The organism is Arthrobacter sp. UYCu712, from assembly GCF_040547005.1.
GTDB lineage: Bacteria > Actinomycetota > Actinomycetes > Actinomycetales > Micrococcaceae > Arthrobacter.
The window spans coordinates 39,414-64,214 of record NZ_JBEPOZ010000025.1; the positions used below are offsets into that span (position 1 = coordinate 39,414).

Below are 24,801 nucleotides of genomic sequence, written 5' to 3' on the forward strand. Positions count from 1 at the left end.
GCGGCGTTGCTTGCTCGCCGCTCCGGCTAGGCCGCCGGCGCCGCCTTCACAGCGAGGATGGGACAGTCCGCTTCCAGGAGGATCTGCTGCGACGTGCTTCCCATGATCAGCTTCCCGACGGGTGTGCGCCTCCGCAGGCCGATGACGATCAGATCCGCCCGGTACTCGTCGGCTGCCCGCAGGACCTCGCTGGCTGCTTCGTTCCCGCGGACCGGCTGCAGGATATGGTGCTCAATTCCTTCGTCCCGGAGCCGTTCCTCGATGGTTGCAATGGCGTCCCCTTGCGCATACCTCTTGTCGACGGGCGCGTCGCCTCGGGACGAGTTGATGACAACAAGGAGGGTGTTGTTCTTGCGCGCTTCGGCGATGGCACGCTCAAGTGCCGCTTCCCCCTCGGGGGTGGGTACGTATCCGACGATGATGCTCACCGTTTCTCCTGTCTCGTCCGGAGTGATTCGCCGGGATCGATTGTGCTGTCGGCATGTTCCGAAGGATGCGTAACGTCGCCTGCGGTAATCGTGGTGGCTGTGTCGTCCTGCGTCAGGTCCGTTCCGCCTGTGGCGGAGACTGCCGACTTGGGCCGTGACCTGCGCCACGCCTTGAGCAGCAGTGGCCAGCCGAGGATGATCGCCACAATGATGTAGATCCCGACGGCGATGGGCTCGCTCCAGAGGCCAGCGGGGTTGCCGGCGCTGAGCTGCAGGCTCTGGCGCAGCTGGCCCTCGAGACGCGGCCCCAGGATCACGCCGAGGATGAGTGGCAGCACGGGGAGTCCGAAGCGCCGCATCATGAACCCGAGCGCGCCGAGCACCAGCAGGAGCACCAGATCGAACGCCTGCAGGTTCACCGAGTAGGCCCCCAGCGTGGCGAAGAACAGAATTCCCGCGTACAGGTAGGGACGCGGCAGCTGCAGGAGTTTGGCCCACAGGGGTGCCAGGGGCAGGTTGATGATGAGGAGCAGGAAGTTGCCGATGAACAGGCTGGCAATCAGTGCCCACACAAGGGGCCCCTGGCTTTCGAACAGCTGAGGTCCGGGCTGGATGCCGTACCCGGTGAATGCTGCCAGCATCACCGCCGCGGTGGCGTTGGTAGGTAGCCCCATCGCCAGCAGCGGGGTCAGTGTGCCTGCCGCGGATGCGTTGTTCGCAGCTTCCGGCCCGGCGACACCCTCGATGGCGCCATGTCCGAACTCCTCGGGGTGCTTGCTGAGGCGCTTTTCCGTGACGTAGGACAGGAAGGTGGGGATCTCGGCGCCGCCGGCCGGAAGCGCGCCGAACGGGAAGCCGAAGGCGGTTCCCCGCAGCCAGGGCTTCCAGGACCGCTTCCAGTCCTGCTTGCCCATCCAGGGATTCCCCACCGGGATGACGTTAAGGGGGGTCCGGCGCAGGTGGGCGGCCACCCACAGGGCTTCACCCACGGCGAAGATGGCGACGGCCACCACCACAATGTCCAGGCCGTCGGTGAGCAGCGGTTGGCCGAAGGTGAGCCGCCGCTGTCCCGTGACAGAGTCCATCCCGATCAGGCCGATCGCCAGGCCCAGGCCCAGCGAGGCAAAGCCGCGGAGCCGGGAGGACCCCAGCACGGCAGTAACGGCAAGGAGTGAAAGGACCATGATGGCCAAGTAGCTGGGGGATCCCAGACTGACCGCGAATTTGACCACGATAGGTGCACAGACGGCCAGCAGTGTGGTGCCGATGGTGCCGGCCACGAACGAGCCGATGGCTGCCGTCGCCAGCGCCTGGGCGGCCCTGCCGGCCTTCGCCATCTTGTGGCCCTCGATGGCCGTGACCACCGAGGAAGACTCACCGGGCGTGTTGAGCAGGATGGAGGTGGTGGATCCGCCGTACATGCCGCCGTAGTAGATGCCGGCGAACATGATGAAGGCGCTCGTGGGCTCCAGTACAGACGTCACAGGAAGCAGCAGGGCCACGGTCATCGCCGGGCCCAGTCCCGGCAGGACGCCGACGGCGGTGCCCAGGATAACGCCGATCACGGCGTAGAGGAGGTTTATGGGTGTCAGGGCGGTGGCAAAGCCGTCCATGAGGGAGGTGAAGACGTCCATTTAGAGAATCCCTTCCAGCAGGCCGGCGGGGAGCGCGATCCCGAGGCCGAGGTAGAAGCCGTAGAAGGTGAGGAGGGACAGAGCTACGGAGATGAGGCCGTCGCGGACATAGCGCCGGCTGCCCAGGGCCAAGACGCTGCCCCAAAAGAGGACGGTCCCGGAAATGACCCAGCCGGCCCAATCGATCAGCAGGATATTGGCGATGAAGGCGGCAGCCAGGGGAAGGACCGTTTTCCAGTCCGCCGGGTGGGTCAGGTCCACATCTTCGCCGCCTTCCGCTTCGCCGTGGCCGCCACGGAGAACGTTGATGGCCAGCATTACCGCGCAGACGATCAGGAGGCCCGCGACGATGTAGGGAACGGTCTTGGGTCCGACAGGGTCAGACTTGGAGTACGGGGTGACCAGGCCGGCGGCGTCCCACAGGACGAGCCCGCCGGCCGCCCCGAGCAGGAGGGCGACCCCCAGCTCGGAGCGGCCTTTGAGTTTGGTGGCTAAGGAACTCACGCCAGCCCAAGCTTGGTCAGTACGTCGGCCACCCGCTTGTCCTGCTCGGTCAGGAAGGTCTTGAACTCATCCCCGGTGATGAACGCGTCGGTCCAGCCCCGCGTCTTGAGGACTTCCTTCCAGGACTGGCTTCCGTGCATCTTGTCCAAGGCGGCGATCAGGGATGCCTTGTCCGCATCGCTGATGCCGGGAGGCGCCACCATGCCGCGCCAGTTGCTGAAGACCAGGTCGATGCCCGATTCCTTCAGGGTGGGGGCATCGACGCCGTCAAGACGCTTGTCCCCGCTGGTGGCCAGGACGCGGACGTCGCCGGACTCGATCTGCTTGAGGAACTCACCGGCACCGGACGCGGCGAAACCCAGCTTGTTTCCGAGGATGGCCGGAAGAAGAGCGCCGCCGCCGTCGTAAGAGACAAAGTTAACCTTTGTGGCGTCAATGCCAACGGCTCCGGCCAGCTGCATCGGCAGCAGGTGGTCAGGGCCGCCGGGGGAGGAACCGCCGCCGACGGCGATCGACCCCGGATCGGCCTTCCAGGCCTTCACAAGGTCATCGATGGTCTTGAAGGGCGAGTCCTTGCCGACCATGATCGCGCCCGGCTCTTCGATGAGCTTGGCCAGGGGAGTGGTGTCCGTCAGCTTGGACTGGGACTTGTTGGTGTAGCTGGCGCCCACCACACCGAGGCCCATCAGCATGGTGAGGTCGCCGTTGCCCTTTTCGTTGACCACACGGGCCAGGCCGACTGTTCCGCCGGCGCCGGCGAGGTTAAACACTTCGGTGTTGGTGGCGATCTTCTCGTCGTCGAGAACCTTGGCTGCGGCACGGGCGGTGGTGTCATAGCCGCCGCCCGCCGTGTTGGGGACCAGGATCTGCAGGCCGGTGACGGGACCGGCAGCGGCGCCCGAACTGGCGCCGCCGGTGGAGCTCTTGCCGGTGGCACCGCAGCCGGTGGCCATCAGGGCGATGCCGGCGGCGACGGCGGCAATGCGGAATGCGCGGATCTGGCGCATGGTGTTCCTCTTCTCGCTAAAACTGATCAGCTACAACTGACTGGTGTTTTGATGCTAGGCCCGAAAGTGACAGGCCTCACACTTGAGTACGCAGAGAAAGTTAAGTTCATTTCGTTCACGTTTCCGACCGCCAACCCCGCAGCTCCCGTGCCGGACGGTGCACGGGAAACGGCATTCCGCGGTGCGGTATAGTTCACCCCACCGCGGCGTACCGGGGCGCCGCGGACGCACACCGGACATCGGCCGCCTGCTCCAAAACCTGGTTGAACCATCACTAAGAAATAGAAAGACGGCACGTGACTCGACGAAGAGGAATGTCCCTCGCCGGGCAGTATCTGGTCTTGCAGCTACTCATCGTCCTGGCCGTCCTCGTCGCCGTCGTCGCCATCTCCCTGGCCCAGTCCGCCGCCGCATTTGAGCGCATCGAGGGGCGCCGGGCTATATCGGCGGCCGAAGCGCTGGGTGGCAACCCTACTGTCCGCGCGTTGCTGCCGTCCGCTGAACCGCGCGGGAGTGCGGTCTTAAGCTCCGTCGCCGAATCAGTCCGCACCGTGTCCGGGTCAGCGCAGGTGGCCCTGGCCAGGATGGACCGCACGGTTGTGGCTTCCTCAGACCCCGGAGTGCGGGGCCTTCCGCTGGAACTTGGCGCGAGCCGGGTGATGGAGGGGCGGGCCTGGACCGGCGTGGTGGACGGCAACGCTGCCCCGGTACTGTCCGCCCACGTCCCGGTCCTCGATGACTCCGGCAAAATGATCGGCATCGCCTCCATCAGCCGGAACTACCCGTCCACGTGGGAGCGGCTGGGTGACGCCGTACCCAACCTGCTCACCTACCTGGGAGTGGCCAGCGTCCTCGGCGTTGCCGGTTCCCTGCTGTTGGCGCGGAGGGTGAAGCGGCAGACCCTCGGCATGGAGCCAACCGAAATTTCAGGACTGGTGGAGAACCGCGAGGCGATGCTGCACGGACTCAAGGAAGGTGTGGTGGCGCTGGACCTCCGCGGGCGGATTACAGTGGCCAACGGCAGTGCCCGGGCGCTCCTTGGGCTGCCGGCGGACTGTGTGGGCAAGGACCTGGCCGGCCTGCCTGTTGAGCCGGCGCTGAAGGAAGTGCTGACCGGTGACCAGCCGGGCCAGGACCAGATGGTGCTGGTGGGGGAGCGGCTGGTGGTGCTGAACCGGGTGCCCATCCGCTCGAAGGGGCGGGTGATGGGCTCCGTGGCCACCTTGCGTGACCGGACCGAGCTTTCGTCCCTGGAGCGCGAACTGGGCGCAACACGCACCGCGACGGACACTCTCCGGGCGCAGGCCCACGAGTTCGCCAACCAGCTGCACGTCATCTCGGGCCTGATCCAGATCGGTGAATACGATTCCGTGGTGCAGTTCGTCAATGGGGTGGCCGTGGACCGGACACGGCTGAATGACGACGTGACCGGCCGCATCCAGGACCCGGCGCTCGCCGCGTTGCTGATCGCCAAATCCAGCCTTGCCGCGGAACGGGGTGTGCCGTTGCAGCTGGACCCGGGTTCGTTGTTGGCACCGGTAGGCGACGAGCTCTCCCGGGACCTCACGACGGTCGTGGGCAACCTCGTGGACAACGCGCTCGACGCCGTCACCGGAGCCGCCGAAGCGGCTGTCAGAGTCCTTGTTGAGGACAGCCGCGAAGAAGTGGTGGTCACCGTCCGGGACACCGGACCGGGCATCGACGGAGCGGCTGCCGACGAGATCTTCCGGCAGGGATTCAGTACCAAACAGCCAGGCGCGGCAGGCGGCCGGGGCTTTGGCTTGGCGCTTTCCCGCGTCGTGTGCCGGCGTACCGGCGGCGAGCTCGCAGTGACCAACGACGGCGGGGCCGTCTTTACCGCGCGACTGAAAAAGGCGCCGCTGACGCAGGCCCCAGGAATGGTGACCAGGAAATGATCAGGGTCCTGATCGTCGACGACGACTTCATGGTGGCCAAAGTCCACGCCGGCTTTATCCAACGCACGCCGGGATTCGCCGTCGTCGGGGTTGCCCATACCGGGGCCCAGGCCATGTCGGAAACCGCCCGCCTGCAGCCTGACCTCGTCCTGCTGGATATCCACCTGCCCGACGTCAACGGCCTGGACCTGATGGCACGGCTGCGGGAAGAGGCGCCCGAACTGGACGTTTTGGTGATCAGTGCCGCCCGGGAGGTGGAGACGGTCCGCCGGGCCCTGCGCGGTGGGATTGTCCATTACCTGATCAAGCCGTTCTCGCAGACCGACCTGCAGGAACGGCTGGAACACTACCGCAGCGCCTACCAGGGCTTGGATCATTCCAAGGACGTTGCCGAACAATCGGATGTGAACCGGGTGTTCGGGCTGGGACCCACCGATGGCGCGGAACGGACGGACCGCCTCCCCAAGGGATGCAGCCCGGAAACCCTCGGCCGTGTCGTGGACGTGCTGCAATCCGCCGCGGCGGATTTGTCAGCCGCCGAAGTCGCTGAATTGCTGGGCACGTCCCGGGTCAGTGCACGCCGCTATCTCGAGTACCTGCACGATGAGTCGAGGGTGGAAGTGCGGCTGAAGTATGGCGCGGGCCGGCCGGAGCGCCGTTACGCCCTCAAGCCGGTGTGATGCCGGGTTGTTGGCGTTGAGGCGGGTTCAGTCCTCCGGCGGCAGGCGCGATGGCGGGATGGCGACATACAGCAGGGTCCGGTTCCACCGCTGGCCTGTGGCCCGGAACTCGGCCCGGGTGGAGAAGCGGTAGAGATAGCTGCTGGCACGCACCCAGCGGGGCCGTTCGCCGTCGAACGGGTCGTGGCGCAGCAGCCGCAGCATGGGCCGGTCCGCCGCCAGCAGCTTGGCCAGGAACACGTAGAACCACTCCTCGTGCACCGTGCGCAGCGGCAGGAACCACATCAGCCAGTCCAGCCGCAGGTGGTACGGGGCGAACTGGCGGGGGATGCGCCGGACGTCGCCGGGTTTGCCTTTGAAACCGTACTCCCGCCAGTCAGCGTCGTTGCCCGGTTCGTCGTCCAGGGTCCCCTCCACCACGATCTCGATCCGGCGCTTCGTGACAGTGCCGAACGCGCCGTAGGTGTTCACCAGCTGCCAGCGGTTGAAGGAAGCGTTCATCAGCTGGTGGTGGGACAGGAGATTCTCGATGGGCCGGTAGCTGAGCACCACGAGCAGCACGGTGGCGACCAGGACCACCACGAGCCACGGCACCGGTGCCTGGCTGCCGGCCGCCCCGGCCCCCGCCCCGGCGTCTGCGGACGAAGCGTGCCAGTCGAGCGGGATCGCCGGCAGCACGGCGTGTGCCACGGGATCGCTGACCGCCGCGAAGGCCAGGATGATCGCCATCCAGTTGAGCCAGGCAAAGTTTCCGCTCGCCACGAGCCAGAGCTGCGTGAAGATGATGATCCCGGCGGCGGCGCTGGCCAGGGGCTGCGGGGCAAACAGGAAGAACGGCACCACCAGCTGGGCGAGGTGGTTGCCCAGGACCTCCAGCCGGTGCCAGGCCTTGGGGAGCAGGTGGGCCTGCCGGCTCAGCGGCCCCGGCATCGGCTGGGTCTCGTGGTGGTAATACAGGGCCGTCAGGTCCCGCCACTCCGGACCGCCCCGGATCTTGATCAGGCCGGCGCCGAACTCCAGCCGGAACACCAGCCACACCAGCAGGATCAGGATGGTCCTGGGCGGGGGAGCCTGGTCGGAGCCGAGGAAGGCCACCGTGAACCCGGCCTCCAGCAGCAGCATCTCCCAGCCGAAGCCGTAAAACGTCTGCCCCACGTTCACGATCGACATGTACAACAGCCACAGGGACAGGAATGCGAGCAACGGAACCCACGGCGGGCCGAGCTGGGGCAGCCCGGTGATGAGCGTGGCGGCTATGGCCATGCCGCTCCGGCAGACCGCCCGCAGCAGCCGGTCCGAGTAGCGCCAGCGGAACAGGCTGGGGCGGCCCCGCCGGTTGAACCCCTCGAGATACTCCGGCACCGGCAACAGGCCGCGCTCGCCGAGGAGGGCCGGGAACTGGTTGAGCGAGGAGAGGAAGGCCACGAAGTAGAGCGAGGCGACGCCGCGCTGCAGCACCTGCCGGGCGAACTCGTACTCCGGCGCGTCGAACCATGCGGTCCACTCCACGAATCACACGTTACGCCTCGCGTGCGGCGACGTCCCCGCCGCCGTGCGGGATACTTAAGCCATGCAGCCGCGCAAAATCGTCCTCCTCGGGTCCACCGGTTCCATCGGCACGCAGGCGATTGACGTCGTCGACGGCGCACCGCACCTTTTCGAGGTGGTCGCGCTCAGCGCCGGCGGCGGCAACCTGGCACTCCTGGCCCAACAGGCCGTGCACACCCGCGCCCCGGCAATCGGCGTCGCCAGCGGGGACGCGGCCGCCCTGCAGGCACTGATCGGCGACGCCGCCAGTGCGGCCGGCGTGCCCGGCTACCGCCCGGACATCATCACGGGCCCCGACGCCTCCACCCGGATCGCGGAAATCGATGCCGACGTGGTGCTCAACGGCATCACCGGGTCCATCGGCCTGGCACCCACCCTGGCCGCACTCAAATCCGGCGCAACGCTTGCCCTGGCCAACAAGGAATCCCTCATCGTCGGCGGCGCCCTCGTCAAGGCCGCGGCCCGCGACGGCCAGATCGTGCCCGTGGACTCCGAACACTCCGCGATCGCCCAGTGCCTGCGCTCCGGCACCGCCGCCGAAGTGGACCGGCTGATCCTCACGGCCTCCGGCGGCCCGTTCCGCGGCAAGAGCCGGGACGAGCTGCACGATGTCTCCCCGCAGGACGCCCTCGCGCACCCCACCTGGGACATGGGCCTCATGGTCACCACCAATTCCGCCAGCCTGGTCAACAAGGGCCTGGAAGTGATCGAGGCGCACCTGCTCTTCGACATCCCGCTGGAGAAGATCGACGTCGTGGTGCACCCGCAGTCCGTGGTGCATTCCATGGTCCAGTTCATCGACGGCTCCACGATCGCCCAGGCCTCCCCGCCGGACATGCGCCTGCCCATCGCCCTGGGCCTGGGCTGGCCGGACCGCGTGCCCGGATCCGCCCGGGCCTGCGACTGGAGCCAGGCAACCAGCTGGACGTTCGAGCCGCTCGACACGCAGGCCTTCCCCGCCGTCGAACTCGCCAAGGACGCAGCCAGGCAGGGGAACACCTACCCTGCCGTGTTCAACGCCGCCAACGAGGAAGCGGTGATGGCGTTCCACGCGGGCCGGATCCGCTTCACCGACATTGTCGATACGATCGAAGCCGTACTCAGCGAACACACAGGATCCTCCGGGCTGACAGTGGAGTCCGTGCTGGATGCTGAAAGGTGGGCACGTGCCCGCACCCACGAACGTTTAGCCGTCAGAAGCGTCTAGGAAGCAGCAGATCACGCCCATGAGCCCCGTCCTCCTCTTTATCCTCGGTGTCGTCTTTGTGGCGATCGGCATCGCCGTGTCCATTGCCCTGCACGAGGTGGGACACCTGCTGCCGGCCAAGCTGTTCAAGGTCCGCGTCACCAAGTACATGATCGGCTTCGGCCCCACGCTCTGGTCCAGGAAGAAGGGCGAGACCGAATACGGCTTCAAAGCCATCCCGCTGGGCGGCTTCGTCTCCATGATCGGGATGTACCCGCCGAACAAGGCGGACGGCACGGTGCGCCCCTCCAGCACCGGCATGTTCCAGTCGCTCGCCAGTGACGCCCGCTCCATGGCCCACGAGGAAGTCGGCCCCGGGGATGAGGACCGGGTGTTCTACCGGCTCCCGGTCTGGAAGAAGATCATCATCATGCTCGGCGGGCCGGCCATGAACCTCCTGATCGGCGTCGTGCTCACTGCCGTGCTGCTGATGGGGTTCGGCGTCGCGACGCAGACCACCACCATCGCCGATGTCTCCAAATGCCAGGTCAAGGCCGGCGAGACCGTGGACCCGGACTCCGCCGACTGCAAGCTCACGCCCGCCGCGGCCGCGGGGCTTTTGCCCAATGACGTCATCACCTCCTTCGAGGGCAAGACGGTATCCAGCTGGGATGAGCTCACCGGCTGGATCCGCACCTCGGCGGACAAGCAGGTCAGCATCACCGTGCAGCGCGACGGCGGCCCGGTCACCACCACCGTCACCCCGGTGCTCTCCTCGCGCCCGGTCATCGGCGACGACGGCCGGCAGGCCAAGGACGCCGACGGGACACTGCTCTACCAGGACGTCGGTTTCCTGGGCATCGGCGCGCAGACCGCGCTCGTGCAGCAGCCGGCCACGGCCGTGCTTCCGATGGCGGGCGAGAACATCAAGCAGATCGCCGGCGTCGTCGTGAACCTCCCGGCGCGCGTCGCCGGCGTCGCGAAGGCGGCCTTCAGCGAAGAGCCGCGCGACCCCAACGGACCCATCAGCGTGGTGGGCGTCGGCCGGGTGGCCGGCGAGGTCGCCGCGATGGAGCAGGTCCCGCTGCAGTCCCGGCTGGCCGCCCTGGTGGGGCTGCTCGCCGGACTCAACTTCGCCCTGGCCGTGTTCAACCTGATCCCGCTGCTGCCGCTCGACGGCGGCCACGTGGCCGGTGCGCTGTACGAGGGGGCCCGGCGCAGGATCGCCAAGCTCTTCGGGCGCCCGGATCCCGGCGCCTTCGACATCGCCAAGCTGCTGCCGGTGACGTACGTGGTGGCGGTGCTGCTGATGGGCATGGGCGCTCTGTTGATCTACGCGGACATCGTCAAACCGGTCAATCTCTTCGGCTAGCAGGACCCCTTCCGCCGGCCGCGGGCCTCTTCCAAACCTGATCCGGCTGATCCACAATTATCAGCTTATTTCAGCTTATTTTAGATAATCAGTTGGAAATGATTGATTATCAAAGATCAGCCCTTTAGGCTGGGGCCATGTACGTCATGACCATCGACCAGCGCGGAAGCACTTCCGACGTCGACCGCGTCCCGGCCCTCCTCGGGGAACTCGGCGGCCTGTCCAGCGCCGGGCGCTTCGAACGCTCGGTCGGCGACGAAGTCCAGGGCGTCCTCGAACGCCCCGAAGAGGTCGTCGAGATCGCCCTGCACGCCCTGCGCAGCGGCCGCTGGTACGTCGGCATCGGGGTGGGGCCCGTGGACCTGCCGCTGCCGGCCAGCCCGCGCGAAGGATCCGGGCCGGCCTTCGTGGCAGCCCGGCTTGCCGTGGACCGGGCCAAGGCCGCGGCGGCCCATGTGCCGCTCGCAGTCGCCGCCGGCCGTGCCCGCAAGGGACAGTCCGCGCCGGTGCCGGACGCAGCGGCGGGGGCCCGGGCCTGCGCCAACGCCGAGGCGGTGCTGCGTCTGATCGGGCTGCTGGTGCAGGACCGCACCGGGGCCCAGTGGAAGGTTCTGGACGAGCTGCGCTCCGTCCAGAACGGCCAGTCCGGCACCCACGGCACGCAGAAAATCGCGGCCCGAAAACTCGGAATCACCGAACAGTCGGTGAGCCGCGCCCTCCTGCGGTCCGGCTGGCAGGAAGAATGGGCCGCGAGGCCGGCCGCCGCCATGCTGCTGTCCCTCGCCCACGACAGCACAGAAGGAGACCGGTGAACGCCCTCTGGATCACCCTGGCCCTGCTCACGGCCGGCTTCGTCGGCTGGCCGGTCACGGCCCTGGTCTTCCGGCTCGCCCGGACCATCGACGACCGGGCCGACGCCGGCGCGGCCGCAGGCTCGAATCCCGGCCCGGCCACCGGCCCGGGTGCGGCCGAGGATCCCGCCGCGGACTCCACCGCCGACGTCGCGAACCCCACGCCGGCACCGGATACCGCCGCGGACGCAACGGCCGCGCATGCCGCAGCGGACGATGCCGCGGTCAGCAGCGTCCGCATCCTGCGCGGCGGAGCCATCATCGGCGTCCTGGAACGGCTGGCGGTGTGCGTCGCGATCCTGGCCGGCCAGCCGGTCGCCATCGCCTACGTCGTCGCCATCAAGGGGCTGGGCCGCTTCGCCGAACTCAAGGAGACGCCGGTTGCCGCTGAGAGATTCATCATCGGAACGCTGACGTCCATGCTGTGGGCGGCCGGCGTCGCCGCGCTGGCGAAACTGCTCTTTCTCGGCTGATCGGGCTTTCCGCGGCGGGCCCTGCCCGTTGCCTGTACCCATCCGGCCGCCGCGGGCCGGCGGCCGGATGGGTTCCGGGCCGCCCGGGGCGATAGTGTATCCGTATGACTGTTTTTGCTGTTGAGTACGTGTATGACGTCGAATCCTCCGAAACCCGGAACGCCAGCCGTCCCGCGCACCGCGAATGGACCGCGGCACTGGCGCAGGAAGGCACGCTGCTGGCCAGCGGACCCTACGGTGACGGCTCCGGTGCGCTCCTCATCTTCAAGGCGGCCGATGAGGCGGCCCTGAACGAGGTCCTCAAGCAGGATCCGTTCAACGCCGCCAGCGCGATTTCCGGCACCCGCACCACCGTCTGGGCACCCCTGACCGGCCTGCTGGCCAGCCACGCAGCTTAGCCCGTCCCCCCAACAGACCATCGGTCTTTCGATACATAAGGAGTCCACGTGACCTCGGTCAGCCTGGGAATGCCGTCAGCACCGCCGCCCGTACTTGCCCCCCGCCGCAAGACCCGCCAGATCAAGGTGGGCTCGGTCGGCGTGGGCTCGGATTCGCCCATCAGCGTGCAGTCGATGACCACCACACCCACGACGGACATCAACGCCACGCTGCAGCAGATCGCCGAGCTCACCGCCTCCGGCTGCGACATCGTGCGCGTCGCCTGCCCGTCCGCCGACGACGCCGAAGCGCTGCCGATCATCGCCCGGAAGTCCCAGATTCCGGTGATCGCGGACATCCACTTCCAGCCGAAGTACGTCTTCGCGGCGATCGAAGCCGGCTGCGCCGCCGTGCGCGTCAACCCCGGCAACATCCGCAAGTTCGATGACCAGATCAAGGAGATCGCCCGGGCCGCCAAGGACCACGGCACCTCGATCCGGATCGGCGTCAACGCCGGCTCGCTCGAACCGGGCATCCTGAAGAAGTACGGCAAGGCGACGCCGGAAGCCCTCGTGGAATCCGCCGTCTGGGAAGCCTCGCTCTTCGAGGAACACGGCTTCCACGACTTCAAGATCTCGGTCAAGCACAACGACCCCGTGATCATGGTGGCCGCCTACGAAATGCTCGCCGAACAAGGCGACTGGCCGCTGCACCTCGGCGTCACCGAGGCAGGCCCGGCGTTCCAGGGCACCATCAAGTCGGCCACCGCCTTCGGAGCCCTGCTCTCGCGCGGCATCGGGGACACCATCAGGGTCTCCTTGTCCGCGCCGCCGGTCGAGGAGATCAAGGTGGGCAACCAGATCCTGCAGTCCCTCAACCTGCGCCCGCGCAAGCTCGAGATCGTCTCCTGCCCCTCCTGCGGCCGCGCCCAGGTGGATGTGTACACACTCGCCGAGCAGGTCACGGCAGGGCTCGAAGGCATGGAGATCCCGCTGCGCGTGGCCGTCATGGGCTGTGTCGTGAACGGCCCGGGCGAGGCCCGCGAAGCCGACCTCGGCGTGGCTTCGGGCAACGGCAAGGGCCAGATCTTTGTGCGGGGCGAGGTCATCAAAACTGTCCCTGAAGACCAGATTGTTGAGACACTGATCGAAGAAGCCATGCGTATTGCCGAAGAGATGGGGGAGGCCGATGGCGAAGATGCTGTCAAGGGTAGCCCCGTGGTTAGCGTCTCGTAGGGACGGCGCCGGTTCCGGCGTCGCAGTCCGCGCCCTGACCGGCCAGGACACATCACAACTGCTGGACCTGGCGCAGCAGGACGCCGTCGCCAACGTCTTTATGCTCTCCCACCTAAAAACCGCCGGTTCGGCGGCTCCCACGGCGGGGGGAGCCAGTATCCTCGGCGTATTCGACGGCGCCGCCCTTGTGGGTGCCTGCTGGGCCGGCGCCAATCTGGTGCCGGTGCAGCTTGACCCGGAATTCGCCGGCCTCGTCGCGATGGCGGCGCACGGCACCGGGCGCCGCTACGCCTCCATCTTCGGCCCGGCCGAGACCGTGCTGGCCCTCCACTCCGCGCTGGAACAGCTCGGCGTGGCCGCGCACGAGGTCCGGGACGACCAGCCGCTTATGACCATTTCCGGGCCGCCGGCCGTCCCGCCGAACCCCGCGCTGGGCTTCGGCCTGCTAGCGGACTTCGACCGGATCCTGCCCGCCTGTGCGGCGATGTTCGAGGAGGAAGTGGGCTATTCGCCGTATCTCGGCGGCCGGGAGTATTACAGCCGCCGGGTGAGGGGCCTGATCCGCCAGGGGCATTCCCTGGTCCACCTGGCCCCGGACGGCGAGGTGGTGTTCAAGGCCGAGCTGGGTGCGGTGACGCCCGGCGTAACCCAGATCCAGGGGGTCTGGATGAACCCCGACTTCCGGGGGAGGGGCCAGAGCGCCAGTTACATGGCCGCCGTCGTGGTCCTGGCCCAGACGATTGCGCCGGTCGCCAGCCTCTATGTCAACGATTTCAACACCCGGGCCCGCGCCACGTACGAGCGGGTGGGCTTCCGGCAGGTGGGCACGTTCGCCACGGTCCTTTTCTAGGCAGAGCCATCCGGACGGCCCGTCCGGAAATAACCGGGTGCTGACTCTTGTTTTCATGCCGGGCATCACATAGGTTCTACCTAGCCGTGTCGCATGGGCACGTGTGGCTCCGGGAGTGCCGGAGGCCGCTAATGCCCTGCAAAGGCAGCACGAAAAAGCTCACAGCCGGAGATCTGGCAGTAATGGGGGCCGCAGAGCCACGCCATGACGGGATGACCAGCCGGAAACGGCCAGGGGCTTCCATCAGTTATGGCGTGGCTCTTCTGTGTCCGGGCTGACGGTAGATTAGTACGTAGAAGCTTTGCTCAGTATTACTGAGTTTCCCGGCACCTCCCAGAAACGGAAACCCTCCAGTGGTCCTTCGACTTTCCAAGCTGTTCCTGCGCACCCTGCGTGAAGATCCCGCCGATGCCGAGGTGGCCAGCCACCGCCTCCTGGTCCGCGCCGGCTATATCCGCCGGGCCGCGCCGGGCATCTACACCTGGCTTCCGCTCGGGCTGAGTGTGCTGCGCAAGGTGGAACGGGTCATCCGCGAGGAAATGACCGCCATCGGAGCCCAGGAAGTCCACTTCCCGGCGCTGCTGCCCAAGGAGCCCTACGAGGCCACGAACCGCTGGACCGAATACGGCGAGGGCATTTTCCGGCTCAAGGACCGCAAGGGCAACGACTACCTCCTGGCCCCCACCCACGAGGAAATGTTCACCCTGCTGGTCAAGGACCTGTACTCCTCGTACAAGGACCTGCCCCTGAGCATCTACCAGATCCAGAACAAATACCGCGACGAGGCACGCCCCCGGGCAGGACTGCTGCGCGGCCGCGAGTTCATCATGAAGGATTCCTACTCCTTCGACGTCGACGACGCCGGGCTGGACGCCAGCTACGCCGCGCACCGCGGCGCGTACCTGAAGATCTTCGAGCGCCTGGGCCTCGAAGTGATTCCGGTCGCCGCCACCGCCGGTGCAATGGGCGGGTCCAAGAGCGAGGAATTCCTGCATCCCACCGAAATCGGTGAGGATACCTTCGTGCGCTCGGCCGGCGGCTACGCGGCCAACGTCGAAGCCGTCACCACCGTGGTCCCCGCGGACATCGACTTCAGCAGCGCCCCGGCCGCCGAAGTCCGGGACACCCCGGACACGCCGACCATCGAAACGCTCGTCGACGCCGCTAACGTCCTCGCTCCCCGGGCGGAGGCCGACGGCGGTCCCTGGACCGCCGCTGACACTCTCAAGAATGTCGTGCTGGCCGTGACCCTGCCGACCGGCGAACGCCAGATCGTCGTCATCGGCGTCCCGGGCGACCGCGGTGTGGACCTCAAGCGCGTCGAAGCGAACATCGGGTCCTTCCTGCCGGTGGCCGGCGAGATCGTGCTCGAGGCCGCCAACGAGGAAGACCTCAAGAAGCAGGCGCTCCTCGTCAAGGGCTACATCGGCCCCGGAATGTCCCTGGACGCACCGCTGCTGGGCGCCGAGGGTGCCGCCAAGCTGCTGTACCTCGTGGACCCCCGCGTCGTCAGCGGTTCCGTCTGGGTCACCGGCGCCAACGAAGCGGGCAAGCACGTCTTCGGCCTCGTCGCCGGACGCGACTTCGGCTGGGACGGCGTCATCGAGTGCACCGAGGTGCGCGCCGGCGACGAGGCTCCGGACGGTTCCGGCCCGTTGGAAACCGCCCGCGGCATCGAAATGGGCCACATCTTCCAGCTCGGCCGCAAGTACGCCGCAGCCCTCGAACTCAAGGTCCTGGACCAGAACGGCAAGCAGGTCGTGGTGACCATGGGCTCCTACGGCGTCGGTGTCACCCGCGCCGTCGCGGCCCTGGCCGAGTCCAACCATGACGACAAGGGCCTCGTCTGGCCGCGCTCCGTCGCCCCGGCAGACGTCCACGTCGTGGCCGTCGGCCGCGGCGAGGAGATCTTCGCAGCCGCGGAAAAGCTGTCGCTGGAGCTCGAAGCCGCCGGCCTCGACGTCATCTACGACGACCGCCCCAAGGTGTCCCCGGGCGTGAAGTTCGGCGACGCCGAGCTGGTCGGTGTTCCGACCATCCTTGCCGTCGGCCGCGGGCTCGTGGACGGCGTCGTGGAGATCAAGGACCGCCGGAGCGGCGACGCGGAGAACATCGCGGTCGAGAAGGCCGTTGACTACGTGGTCAACGCCGTCCGCAACAGCTGACGCGCTGCAGTTCACAGGCGTGGTCTCAGGACTGGAGTCGATCGAACTCAGCACCCTCATCCTGATCGTGGTGGCCGGTTTCGCCGCAGGCTGGGTCGATGCCGTCGTCGGAGGCGGCGGCCTGATCCAGCTTCCGGCGATGCTCCTGGTGCCCGGCATCAGCCCGGTGCAGGCGCTGGCCACCAACAAGATGGGGTCGATCTTCGGCACCACCACGAGTGCCGTGACATATTACGGCCGGGTCCGGCCGGATCTGCGAACGGCGCTGCCGATGGCGGTCATCGCCCTCGCGGGCAGCTTCGGCGGGGCGGTGCTCGCAGCGACCCTTCCGGCCAGCGTGTTCAAGCCGATCATCGTTGCCGCCCTCGTCGTCGTCGCACTGTTTACGGCCTTCCGTCCGAACGTGGGGGACCTGACCAAGCTGCGGCACGGCGGTCACCGGCACTATGTGGTGGCCTGCCTGATCGGCGGCGTGATCGGTTTTTACGACGGGCTGATCGGTCCGGGAACCGGCTCGTTCCTGATCATCGCGCTGGTGTCCGCGATGGGTTATGCCTTCCTCGAAGCCAGCGCCAAGGCGAAGATCGTCAACATGGCCACCAACGCCGGAGCCCTGCTGTTCTTCCTGCCGCACGGCTCACTGCTCTGGGGCCTCGGGCTGGTGCTGGGCCTGGCGAACATGGGCGGCGGCTACCTCGGCGCCCGGACAGCCGTCAAAAAGGGGAGCCGGTTCATCCGGATCGTGTTCCTCGTGGTGGTCGGGGCGCTGATCCTCAAGCTCGGTTCGGACATCTGGCAGGACACTTTCGCCTGACCCGTTCCCGCCTACAGGCCGCCCCGGGCCCCTCCCGGGACGGAAGCGGCGGGCGTAGCATGCAGCTATGTCAGCACCTGAAAACCGTTACAGCGATGCTCTGGAGGCCGCTGCCCGGCATGCACGTCGGTGGCTCGAAAGCCAGGAAACCCGCAGGGTCGGTCCGCGCGCCACAGCGTCCGGGCTGGCTGCCGACTTCGGCGGGCCACTGCCGCCGGGCGGAATGCCGGCCGCGGAGGTGGTGGACTATCTGGCCACGAAAGCGGAACCCGGACTGATGGCCATGCCCTCCGGACGGTTCTTCGGCTGGGTCATCGGCGGCACCCTGCCGGCGGCCTTGGCCGCGGACTGGCTGGTCAGCGCCTGGGACCAGAATTCCGGTCTGCGGTTTGCCACGCCCGCGACGGCCGCCATCGAAGAGGCCGCCGGCAAATGGCTGCTGGAGCTGCTGGGGCTTCCGGAAGAGTCCGGCGTGGGTTTCGCCACCGGTGCCACGATGGCGAACTTCACCGGCCTCGCCGCGGCACGGTGGCGCCTGATGTCCGACGCCGGCTGGGACCTCGACGGCGACGGCCTCTCCGGCGCTCCCCGGATCCGCTGCTTCGTGGGGCAGGAACGCCACGACACCATCGACCTTGGCCTGCGGTATCTGGGCCTGGGGCGGCCCACGGTGGTTTCCGCGGACCGGCAGGGCCGCATGGACGCGGCGGAACTGGACTGCGCGCTGGACCGCGCCCTGGCCGGCGCGGGCGGATCCGGGCCGGTACCGCTGCTGGTCTGCCTGCAGGCCGGGAATCTGCATTCCGGGGCCTTCGATCCCTTCCTGGAGGCAGTCGCCGTCGCAAAATCGCACGGCGCCTGGGTACATGTGGACGGTGCGTTCGGACTCTGGGCTGCCGCCGTGCCGGAACTCGCCGCCCTGACCGCCGGGATGGAAGGGGCCGATTCGTGGGGCACCGACGCGCACAAGACGCTCAACGTTCCGTATGACTGCGGGATCGCGGTGGTCCGGGACTCCCGTGCGCTGCGTTCTGCCATGGGCCTGCACACGAGCTACCTGATCCAGGACACCGACGGCGCCGCGGACCCGTTCGAGTCGGTCCCGGAACTGTCCCGCCGGGCCCGCGGAGTGCCGGTCTGGGCGGCACTGAAGTCACTGGGCCGGGACGGTGTGGCCAACCAGGTCCGCGGGCTCGTGCGGTGCGCCGCTCAACTGGCGGAGCAGCTCTCGGCGCTGGACGGTGTCGAGGTGCTTAACGACGTCGACTACACCCAGGTCTCGCTGGCTTTCGGCGACGACAACACGACCCGCGCGGTGACGGCCAGGATCATCGGCGACGGCCGGGTCTGGATGTCCGGTTCGCGCTGGCAGGACCGGGACATCCTGCGCATTTCCGTCAGCAACTGGAGCACGGACGACGCCGACGTGGCAATCGCCGTCGACGCTGTCCGGGACGCCGTGGCCGCGGTCGCCGGGCACACCGGTTAGCCGGCCGCTTCCCCGGGAGACGGCAGGTCGGCGGCTGCGGACAAGTCCGGCAAGGTGCGTCCGGCGAGGGTGCTGGCCACCCAGAGCGAACGGGCCTGGTCCCCTGCACATCTTTGCCCGAGCGGCGGCCGACTGCTCCGCGGGGCTGGCATACCTCGAGGGCCGCTTCCAGCAGCCACCGCGGGAAGGGCCGGCCCAGCGCATCATGCCGGAAACCCCGGACAAGAACGACCCGGCCAAACGAATAAGTAGCGGAACCCCCGGCGTTGAGCGGCGAAAGAGGGGCCCTACCTGACCTCCCGGACCGTTCGAGGCCCTCCATCACCACCTACCGCGCCGTCTCCAGGACCCGGCGCAGCCACGACACTGAGCTGCCGCGGAGATCTCGGACAGTGGGCCCTCTTGAAATGAGGGTCTACCGAAGGTAGAGATCAGCATGACCGCATCACGCAAGCGATTTGCCCAGGAGTTCAAGGACGAGCTGTGCCGGGAGGTGATCAACACGTCCAAGCCGATCAAGGACGTGGCCACCGCGTATGGTGTCGGCCCCGAGACGCTCCGGAACTGGCTGGTCAAGTACCGCGCGGCCAACGGCGGCACGGAGGCGGATCTGACGGTGTCTGAACGGGCCCGGCTGAAGGAGCTCGAGCGTGAAGTTCAAGAGCTGCGGGCGGAGACTGCCTTCCGGAAAAAAGCCAGCGCTTACTTCGCGCGGGAGCAGCGGTAGTGAGCACGTATGAATTCATCGATTCCCAAAAAGCTGAACCCGCCAATCTCAATTCGGTGGTGAATGTGCCGCTGGATGGCCGTCTCGACGTCCGGTTTCTATCACTGGGCCACCCGTCCCCAATCGGCCACCGCGGCCCGCCGCCAGGTGCTGACAGCGCGGATCCAGCACTACTTCGAGGAGTCCGAGGGCACCTCCGGGTACCGGCGCATCCACGCCGATCTCGCCGCGGAACAGACCGAGTGCTCTCCCGAGCTGGTGCGGCAGATCATGCGCCGCCAGGGCCTGGTGGCCTGTCAACCACGCCCGTTCCGCATCACCACCGAGGCTGACGCTGAGGCGGCCGCGGGCATGCCCGACCTCGTCCAGCGGGACTTCACCGCGGACCGCCCCGGGGTGAAGTTCGTCGGCGACATCACCTACATCCACACCTGGCAAGGATTCCTCTGCCTCGCCACCGTCATCGACTGCTACTCGAAGAAAGTCGTCGGCTGGTCCATCGCCGATCACATGCGCACCGGACTCGTCGCAGACGCGCTCAAGAACGCCGCCGCTACGACCCGGATCGAGCCGTCCGCGATCTGGCACTCCGATCGGGGCAGCGTCTACACCTCAACGGATTTCAGGGCACTGGTGGCCGGCCTGGGCATGCGCTCCCCGATGGGACGCACGGGCGTGTGCTGGGACAACAGCATGGCCGAATCGTTCTTCTCAGCCCTGAAGAACGAGCGGGTGTATCGGGCCGTTTACGCGACCACATCACAAGCCCGCAGCGACGTCATTCGCTACATCGAGGGGCTTTACAACAGCCGGCGCCGCCACTCCGCGCCCGGTTACCGGCGGCCCAACGAAGTCCACCATGGCTATCAACAGCCAGCCCTGGCAGCGTAGAAGAATCCACTCAATCCGCTGTCCGAAATCCCCGCAGCAGCTCAATCACATCTAGGTCGCATCAAGAAGACTGCGTGCCCGTTGCAGGTCGACGTCCCCGTCGCCCAGGTCGAGGAAGAATCTGCATTGCCACTTCTGAGACCGCTTCGCCTGGGGGTTTTCCGTCGCTGACCACGGCGGATACACCCGAAACCCGCGCTTCCCGCCAACGCCACCGATAGCAACGATGCCGCGCTCAACGAGCGCGCTCTTCGGGAAAACAAAGAGCCCCAAGTTGTCGCCCTCTCGAACGGCGATCACCAACGACTGCGGACCATATTCGGCCGACAATGGTTCGGTTGACCCGTCACTGGCGCGCCGCCAGACCGTGACGAACAATCCCACTTTCGTCGGTGTCAGCTTGCCCGCCCGAAACCGCGTCTCGCCGGTGACTGAGACCACAGCGCCGTACTCGGCGTTGTCGGGCTCCGGCACCACCGCCAGAGGCCCCGAAGCGAGTCGTTCACACACCTCAATCGCAGCAGCCACATCCGGATGAAGAACAGCAGACACCACAACAACTCCGATCAGCACGACCCCTGGGGAAAAGTACAGCGTCAGTCCGATCGTGGGCGCAGTAGTGCCCGCACGGACACGACCAGGAGTTTGGCGGTCCCGGCCATGGCCAGCAGGGCTGTGAAGGCGGCTACCTGGCCGAGGAACATCAGCAGGGCCACTACGAGGGTGCCCGTGTAGGTCAGGCCGAAGGCAAGGGTGGACGGGTCAGGCATCAGTCCTCATCACTGAACACATTATGGGCTGGCGCGGTGACAGGGGACGGCGGCGGGCACAGTTCCTGCACCATTGCCCTGAGTTGTGCAGGCCGGAAGGGTTTGGTCAGGTAGGCGGTAGCGCCGGCGGCCATGCCGTCGAGTTCGTCACCGGCCCTGGCCCGTCCGGTGATCATGATGATGGGTTCATTTGAATATTCCCTGAGGCTGCGGGCAACGTCGTGGCCGCTTATGTCCGGTAAGCCGAGATTCAAGGTAATCAGGGGCGGATCCAGTGCCCTCGCCGCGCGAATCCCTGCCGCCCCGGTGGTTGCGGCCCGTACTTCAAAGCCCATGCCGGAGAGGATCAGTACGAGCAGTTCCCGGATGTCGCGGTCATTTTCGATGACAAGGCAAATCCCGCGTGAATTCATATGGTCCCCCCGGCCAATTCCTCACCATTCTATGGGCTTTCCCTCCCCGTCCTACGCACCAGGACAATGACATCCTGCCGTGTTCGAGCTTGTCAGGATCGACGACGGACGGCTTACCGGTGTGTCGGCCGTTGGCAGCCGCCACGGTCCGGGCGTGTGCAGCCCGCTCGGCCGCGTACGTATACGTTCCATCTGCCCGAAAAGGGCCAGCATGACAAACGCCAGCTTCGCCATGGGACCGTCAGGCTCGGGTGGTGTCGATGGCCAGGGGATCGGCCAGGGTTTTGATCCCGACGCCGCGTTCCTTGAGTTCGTACACCGGGTTCAGCGAGTCCCGCACGGTCAGTCCCAGCCGATCCGGCGTGTGGACCACCAGCACGTCACCGGCCCTGGCATGAGGCGGCACCTCATGGAGCCCCGGCCGGGCTGTCGTGGCCCCGGACCTCTTATCCACAGGGATGTGGTCGCTTTCAACGCTGGCGGCTGCCAGCGCGTCCAGCTGCCGGGTCCTGCTTCGCCGTTGATACCGGCGGGAACCCAATATCCATTCGTGCACCGTACCGAAAATCGAGTATGTGACGGGCGGTCGGGGCGCGGTTGTGAGAGGACTTCCGGGACAGTCAGGTTACGCGCCGTTCAGCGGATCCGAATCCCCGGGGGAGTGTCCCACCCCGGGTGTCCCGGTTCCAAGAATGCGGGCCGGGTTCGCGACGTTGTAGGAGTCCGACAACTCCGCCAGCCGAGCCAGTCCGTGAAGCAACCACCACTCGTGGTGGTCGGTGGTGGGTCTGGCGGGGCAGGGGGAGTGAAATTAGGCTCAGGTGCACGGGAACTGAGCCTTATGAGTTGAGTCGTTGGGAAGCACTGTTTTGCAGTAGCGGTAATTCTCACCGTTGCTGCCCCAGCTCTGTTGGCCAAGACCTCGTTCGGGATCTCCAGTGTTGAGGACCCCCCCCGAAGAAGGCTAGGACAGTCGGCTGCAGCTAAAGAACAGCCTGGGACTGGAATCAAGGGCAGCCTGCCTTGCGTTGCACCCCGTTCACGGGGTGTGGATTAGGCAGTATCGAGCCAGTAGCGGCGCTTACCCTTGCGGCTGTCCTCGTAGATACCGCCGTTCTTTTCGATGGTCGCCCGTGAGCCGATGTTTTTTTCATGGCACGTGACGAGAACGCGTGAGATTCCAAGGTCCCGGGCAATATGCAGGGCATCGGCCAGTGCCGTCGCTGCATGGCCGCGACGCCTGGCGGAGGGCCTCACGCTGTAGCCGATGTGACCGCCCTCATTGAGGAGATAATCATTGAGTTCGTGCCTGATGGCAAGTGAACCAATGAACGTTTCACCCTCGACGATCCACAGATACGTGCAGGGCACGCGCCCGGGCTTTCGCGGGCTCTCGGGCGAAGCGTCGTTGATGAGGGTCTCGACAAATCGGCGGAACGACTGGGCATCTCTGAGTTCTTCCAGAGACCAGTCCTCTGCGCCACCGCCGTCCCGGTGGACGCCGTCAAATTCTGCGGATCCTTCCAGCCACGAGGAGTGGTAGCTGACGTCAGGAGCGATGAGGCGGGGCATCACAAGATCGTACTTGAAAGATCTGCATTCGAGGTGACTCTTATGACTCGCGGAGGGTGTTCGCGCCAGAAGAGCTCGCCACTCCAACGGAAGTCCGGGGTCTTCTTCGCCAGGAATGACTCCTGGCCGATTTGGGCATCGGGACCTTCGGTGACTTCACGGTAGAGGGCTTGGACAACAGTGTCCGCAGATCCGGCAAATCCGATGCCGGGGTGGGCGGCCTGTGGATGAGGTGCTTCTGGGCCTGGACCGATAGCTGTGAGCGTTCCCGTACGGGACACCGAAACCGCCATTCCCAACCAACAGTCACATCCACCACGGAACAGAACCTTGATCTGCAGCTGACTGCACTCGATGCCGGCGGCGCTGCGAGGATCTTTGCCGACAATGGCGTCAGCGGGTCCACGACGGAACGCCCTCAACTCTCCAAGGCCTTGGATCGGTTAGAGATCGGTGACGTGCTCACGGTATGGAAGCTCGACCGTCTGGGACGCAACACCCGGCACGTCCTTGATGTCATCGAGACTGTCCGGGAACAGGGAGCTGGTTTCCGTTCACTGACCGAAGGACTGGACACAACCGGGCCCATGGGCACCGCGATGCTGACGATCATGGCCGCGTTCGCGCAGCTGGAGCGCGACACGATGATCGAACGCACCAGAGCAGGTCTCGTCGTGGCCGCGGCAAACAACCACCACGGCGGAAGGCCCCGCAAAGTGGACGACGCTGCCGCGGCCAGGGCCATGGAGCTCAAAGGCAAAGGAGTCAGCGCCCCCGATATCGGCAAGATGCTCGGAGTCTCCCGCGCCACGTTCTACCGATACCTCATATTGGCGACATTTAGGCGACGCGCAGAGACATCTGGCAATCCGGCAACGGCATGGCCAAATGGTGGAGCGAAGGGGAGGCGCAAACTCGCCGGCCCTGGTGGCGCATGAGAAACCGGGTGCGCTCCTAGGGCTGGTATTACTCCTCCGGCGGAGTAAAGCCCGCACGGTCCACTTTCCGGTGGTAGTGAACTCCGGTGATCCCGCCCAGCACGGCGCCTATCAGGGCTGTGGCGGCCACCGCGATGGCCGCAATGATGCCGCCTAGACTCAGCTGCCCCTCGAGCAGTGGAAGGCGAAGGAAACTGTTGAGCGTGGTCAGGACATCATATTGCCCCGTAATCGCCAGCAGTGCCATCGCTGCGGCTCCGATGACGCCCCACAGCCACACCATGAGCCCCTGGCCGACGCCGTTGAAACGCGCCATCCGCCCTGCCACGTAGCCACCCGAAAAATAGGCGAGGAGCTGGAGCGGCAGGAGCACGATCATACCGGTCATGCCGCCTGATGATTCCTGGCCAGCTCGGGGGAGCGGGTCCGTGCCGGGCAGAAAGCCGGCCCTGCCGGCCCCCGCAACCAGAGCTACCAGCAAAACAGCCATTGCGGTCGAGACCAGCCAGCCGAAGAAGGCCGAGCCGAACTTGATGCCGCCGAACCGCTCCTCTTCCCGGGCAACCACGGTTTCACGGATAGCGGCGGCGGCCGGGTCTCCTGGCAAAATACCGTCGACCGGGCCGCCCGTGTCATCGAAGTACCCGTCGTTCTCGCCATAAGGGAGAACACCGTCAGTCTCTTCGTAGAAGCGGGCGTCAACACTGTGGTCAGAAGCGCGGTTTTCCGTTTGATTCAGGGGTTCCGGAGTGCCGTCCCAGTCTGCGTCGAGTCGTCGCGCATCATCAGGACCGCTTACGCTGCCCATCACGCAACCTCCCTTTCAATGATCTACCGGGCTCACTTCCGCGGTGGCCCGGGCCGGACACTACTAAATTTATGCGCACTCAGCCCGGTTCACGAGGGGCTTTGGGCCCGACTTTGACCTAGTGTCCAGTGGCCGCGCCGGTCTCGGGCCCT

24 protein-coding genes and 1 pseudogene are annotated in these 24,801 nt (G+C 66.6%); 14 read left to right on the forward strand and 11 right to left on the reverse strand.

Going from position 1 to position 24,801, the window contains the following annotated elements:
* Positions 1-26 precede the first annotated feature (26 nt).
* From ABIB51_RS19125 to ABIB51_RS19140, 4 genes are read right to left on the reverse strand one after another with little or no spacing between them, the layout of a single operon-like run.
* Positions 27-428 carry a universal stress protein gene (locus ABIB51_RS19125; protein ID WP_354190883.1) on the reverse strand — a complete coding sequence of 134 codons (402 nt, stop codon included), beginning with the start codon at positions 426-428 and terminating at the stop codon, positions 27-29.
* A complete protein-coding gene (locus ABIB51_RS19130; protein ID WP_354190885.1) occupies positions 425-2,062 on the reverse strand; it encodes a tripartite tricarboxylate transporter permease in 1,638 nt (545 codons plus the stop codon). Before ABIB51_RS19130 ends, ABIB51_RS19125 begins: the two co-directional genes overlap by 4 nt.
* A complete protein-coding gene (locus ABIB51_RS19135; protein WP_354190887.1) occupies positions 2,063-2,566 on the reverse strand; it encodes a tripartite tricarboxylate transporter TctB family protein in 504 nt (167 codons plus the stop codon).
* Positions 2,563-3,573 carry a Bug family tripartite tricarboxylate transporter substrate binding protein gene (locus ABIB51_RS19140; protein WP_354190889.1) on the reverse strand — a complete coding sequence of 337 codons (1,011 nt, stop codon included), beginning with the start codon at positions 3,571-3,573 and terminating at the stop codon, positions 2,563-2,565. The genes ABIB51_RS19135 and ABIB51_RS19140 overlap by 4 nt, the downstream gene beginning before the upstream one ends.
* A gap of 314 nt (positions 3,574-3,887) precedes the next feature.
* Here ABIB51_RS19140 and ABIB51_RS19145 point away from each other — a divergent pair, with 314 nt between their 5' ends.
* Both ABIB51_RS19145 and ABIB51_RS19150 read left to right on the forward strand, forming a co-directional pair.
* Positions 3,888-5,489: a sensor histidine kinase gene (locus ABIB51_RS19145; RefSeq protein WP_354190938.1), complete on the forward strand. Its 1,602-nt coding sequence runs from the start codon at positions 3,888-3,890 to the stop codon at positions 5,487-5,489.
* On the forward strand, positions 5,486-6,169 hold the full coding sequence (locus ABIB51_RS19150) for a response regulator (RefSeq protein WP_354190891.1): 684 nt from the start codon (positions 5,486-5,488) through the stop codon (positions 6,167-6,169). The genes ABIB51_RS19145 and ABIB51_RS19150 overlap by 4 nt, the downstream gene beginning before the upstream one ends.
* A gap of 27 nt (positions 6,170-6,196) precedes the next feature.
* Here ABIB51_RS19150 and ABIB51_RS19155 read toward each other — a convergent pair whose 3' ends face one another.
* Positions 6,197-7,678, reverse strand: a complete 1,482-nt coding sequence (locus ABIB51_RS19155) for a lipase maturation factor family protein (RefSeq protein WP_354190893.1) — start codon at positions 7,676-7,678, stop codon at positions 6,197-6,199.
* Positions 7,679-7,739: 61 nt separating this feature from the next.
* On the opposite strand from ABIB51_RS19155, the gene dxr reads away from it, so the two are divergent.
* The 11 genes and pseudogenes from dxr to ABIB51_RS19215 all read left to right on the forward strand — a co-directional run bounded on the left by dxr (position 7,740) and on the right by ABIB51_RS19215 (position 20,148).
* Positions 7,740-8,924, forward strand: coding sequence for a 1-deoxy-D-xylulose-5-phosphate reductoisomerase (gene dxr / locus ABIB51_RS19160; RefSeq protein ID WP_354190895.1), 1,185 nt, complete (start codon positions 7,740-7,742; stop codon positions 8,922-8,924).
* 19 nt (positions 8,925-8,943) lie between these two features.
* On the forward strand, positions 8,944-10,275 hold the full coding sequence (locus ABIB51_RS19165) for a M50 family metallopeptidase (RefSeq protein ID WP_354190897.1): 1,332 nt from the start codon (positions 8,944-8,946) through the stop codon (positions 10,273-10,275).
* Positions 10,276-10,412: 137 nt separating this feature from the next.
* Positions 10,413-11,087 carry a MarR family transcriptional regulator gene (locus ABIB51_RS19170; protein WP_354190899.1) on the forward strand — a complete coding sequence of 225 codons (675 nt, stop codon included), beginning with the start codon at positions 10,413-10,415 and terminating at the stop codon, positions 11,085-11,087.
* The gene (locus tag ABIB51_RS19175; protein WP_354190901.1) at positions 11,084-11,599 is read left to right on the forward strand and encodes a hypothetical protein; all 516 of its coding nucleotides are present in this window, start codon (positions 11,084-11,086) and stop codon (positions 11,597-11,599) included. The genes ABIB51_RS19170 and ABIB51_RS19175 overlap by 4 nt, the downstream gene beginning before the upstream one ends.
* A gap of 104 nt (positions 11,600-11,703) precedes the next feature.
* Positions 11,704-11,997, forward strand: a complete 294-nt coding sequence (locus ABIB51_RS19180; protein ID WP_354190903.1) for a YciI family protein — start codon at positions 11,704-11,706, stop codon at positions 11,995-11,997.
* A 48-nt stretch (positions 11,998-12,045) separates the two neighbouring features.
* Positions 12,046-13,212 (forward strand): flavodoxin-dependent (E)-4-hydroxy-3-methylbut-2-enyl-diphosphate synthase, encoded by a 1,167-nt coding sequence (ispG, locus tag ABIB51_RS19185; RefSeq protein WP_354190905.1) that lies wholly within the window; start codon positions 12,046-12,048, stop codon positions 13,210-13,212.
* Positions 13,175-14,062: a GNAT family N-acetyltransferase gene (locus ABIB51_RS19190; protein WP_354190940.1), complete on the forward strand. Its 888-nt coding sequence runs from the start codon at positions 13,175-13,177 to the stop codon at positions 14,060-14,062. The genes ispG and ABIB51_RS19190 overlap by 38 nt, the downstream gene beginning before the upstream one ends.
* A gap of 353 nt (positions 14,063-14,415) precedes the next feature.
* Positions 14,416-16,227 carry a proline--tRNA ligase gene (locus ABIB51_RS19195; protein WP_354190907.1) on the forward strand — a complete coding sequence of 604 codons (1,812 nt, stop codon included), beginning with the start codon at positions 14,416-14,418 and terminating at the stop codon, positions 16,225-16,227.
* Between the two features lie 19 nt (positions 16,228-16,246).
* Entirely contained in the window at positions 16,247-17,041 is a 795-nt protein-coding gene (locus tag ABIB51_RS19200) for a sulfite exporter TauE/SafE family protein (protein WP_354190942.1), read from the forward strand.
* 67 nt (positions 17,042-17,108) lie between these two features.
* Positions 17,109-18,530: a pyridoxal phosphate-dependent decarboxylase family protein gene (locus tag ABIB51_RS19205; RefSeq protein WP_354190909.1), complete on the forward strand. Its 1,422-nt coding sequence runs from the start codon at positions 17,109-17,111 to the stop codon at positions 18,528-18,530.
* A gap of 436 nt (positions 18,531-18,966) precedes the next feature.
* Positions 18,967-20,148 (forward strand): annotated as a pseudogene (locus ABIB51_RS19215) (IS3 family transposase).
* A gap of 51 nt (positions 20,149-20,199) precedes the next feature.
* Here ABIB51_RS19215 and ABIB51_RS19220 read toward each other — a convergent pair.
* From ABIB51_RS19220 to ABIB51_RS19240, 5 genes are all read right to left on the reverse strand, one after another.
* Positions 20,200-20,721: a MepB family protein gene (locus tag ABIB51_RS19220; RefSeq protein ID WP_354190910.1), complete on the reverse strand. Its 522-nt coding sequence runs from the start codon at positions 20,719-20,721 to the stop codon at positions 20,200-20,202.
* A gap of 23 nt (positions 20,722-20,744) precedes the next feature.
* Positions 20,745-20,918, reverse strand: a complete 174-nt coding sequence (locus tag ABIB51_RS19225; protein ID WP_354190912.1) for a hypothetical protein — start codon at positions 20,916-20,918, stop codon at positions 20,745-20,747.
* Positions 20,918-21,331: a response regulator transcription factor gene (locus ABIB51_RS19230; protein WP_354190914.1), complete on the reverse strand. Its 414-nt coding sequence runs from the start codon at positions 21,329-21,331 to the stop codon at positions 20,918-20,920. Before ABIB51_RS19230 ends, ABIB51_RS19225 begins: the two co-directional genes overlap by 1 nt.
* Positions 21,332-21,572: 241 nt before the next feature.
* Positions 21,573-21,887 (reverse strand): recombinase family protein, encoded by a 315-nt coding sequence (locus ABIB51_RS19235; RefSeq protein ID WP_354190916.1) that lies wholly within the window; start codon positions 21,885-21,887, stop codon positions 21,573-21,575.
* Positions 21,888-22,384: 497 nt separating this feature from the next.
* Positions 22,385-22,903 (reverse strand): GNAT family N-acetyltransferase, encoded by a 519-nt coding sequence (locus ABIB51_RS19240; RefSeq protein WP_354190918.1) that lies wholly within the window; start codon positions 22,901-22,903, stop codon positions 22,385-22,387.
* Between the two features lie 227 nt (positions 22,904-23,130).
* On the opposite strand from ABIB51_RS19240, the gene ABIB51_RS19245 reads away from it, so the two are divergent.
* Entirely contained in the window at positions 23,131-23,841 is a 711-nt protein-coding gene (locus ABIB51_RS19245) for a recombinase family protein (protein WP_354190944.1), read from the forward strand.
* Positions 23,842-23,869: 28 nt separating this feature from the next.
* On the opposite strand, the gene ABIB51_RS19250 is transcribed toward ABIB51_RS19245, so the two are convergent.
* The gene (locus ABIB51_RS19250) at positions 23,870-24,649 is read right to left on the reverse strand and encodes a hypothetical protein (RefSeq protein ID WP_354190920.1); all 780 of its coding nucleotides are present in this window, start codon (positions 24,647-24,649) and stop codon (positions 23,870-23,872) included.
* Positions 24,650-24,801 lie beyond the last annotated feature (152 nt).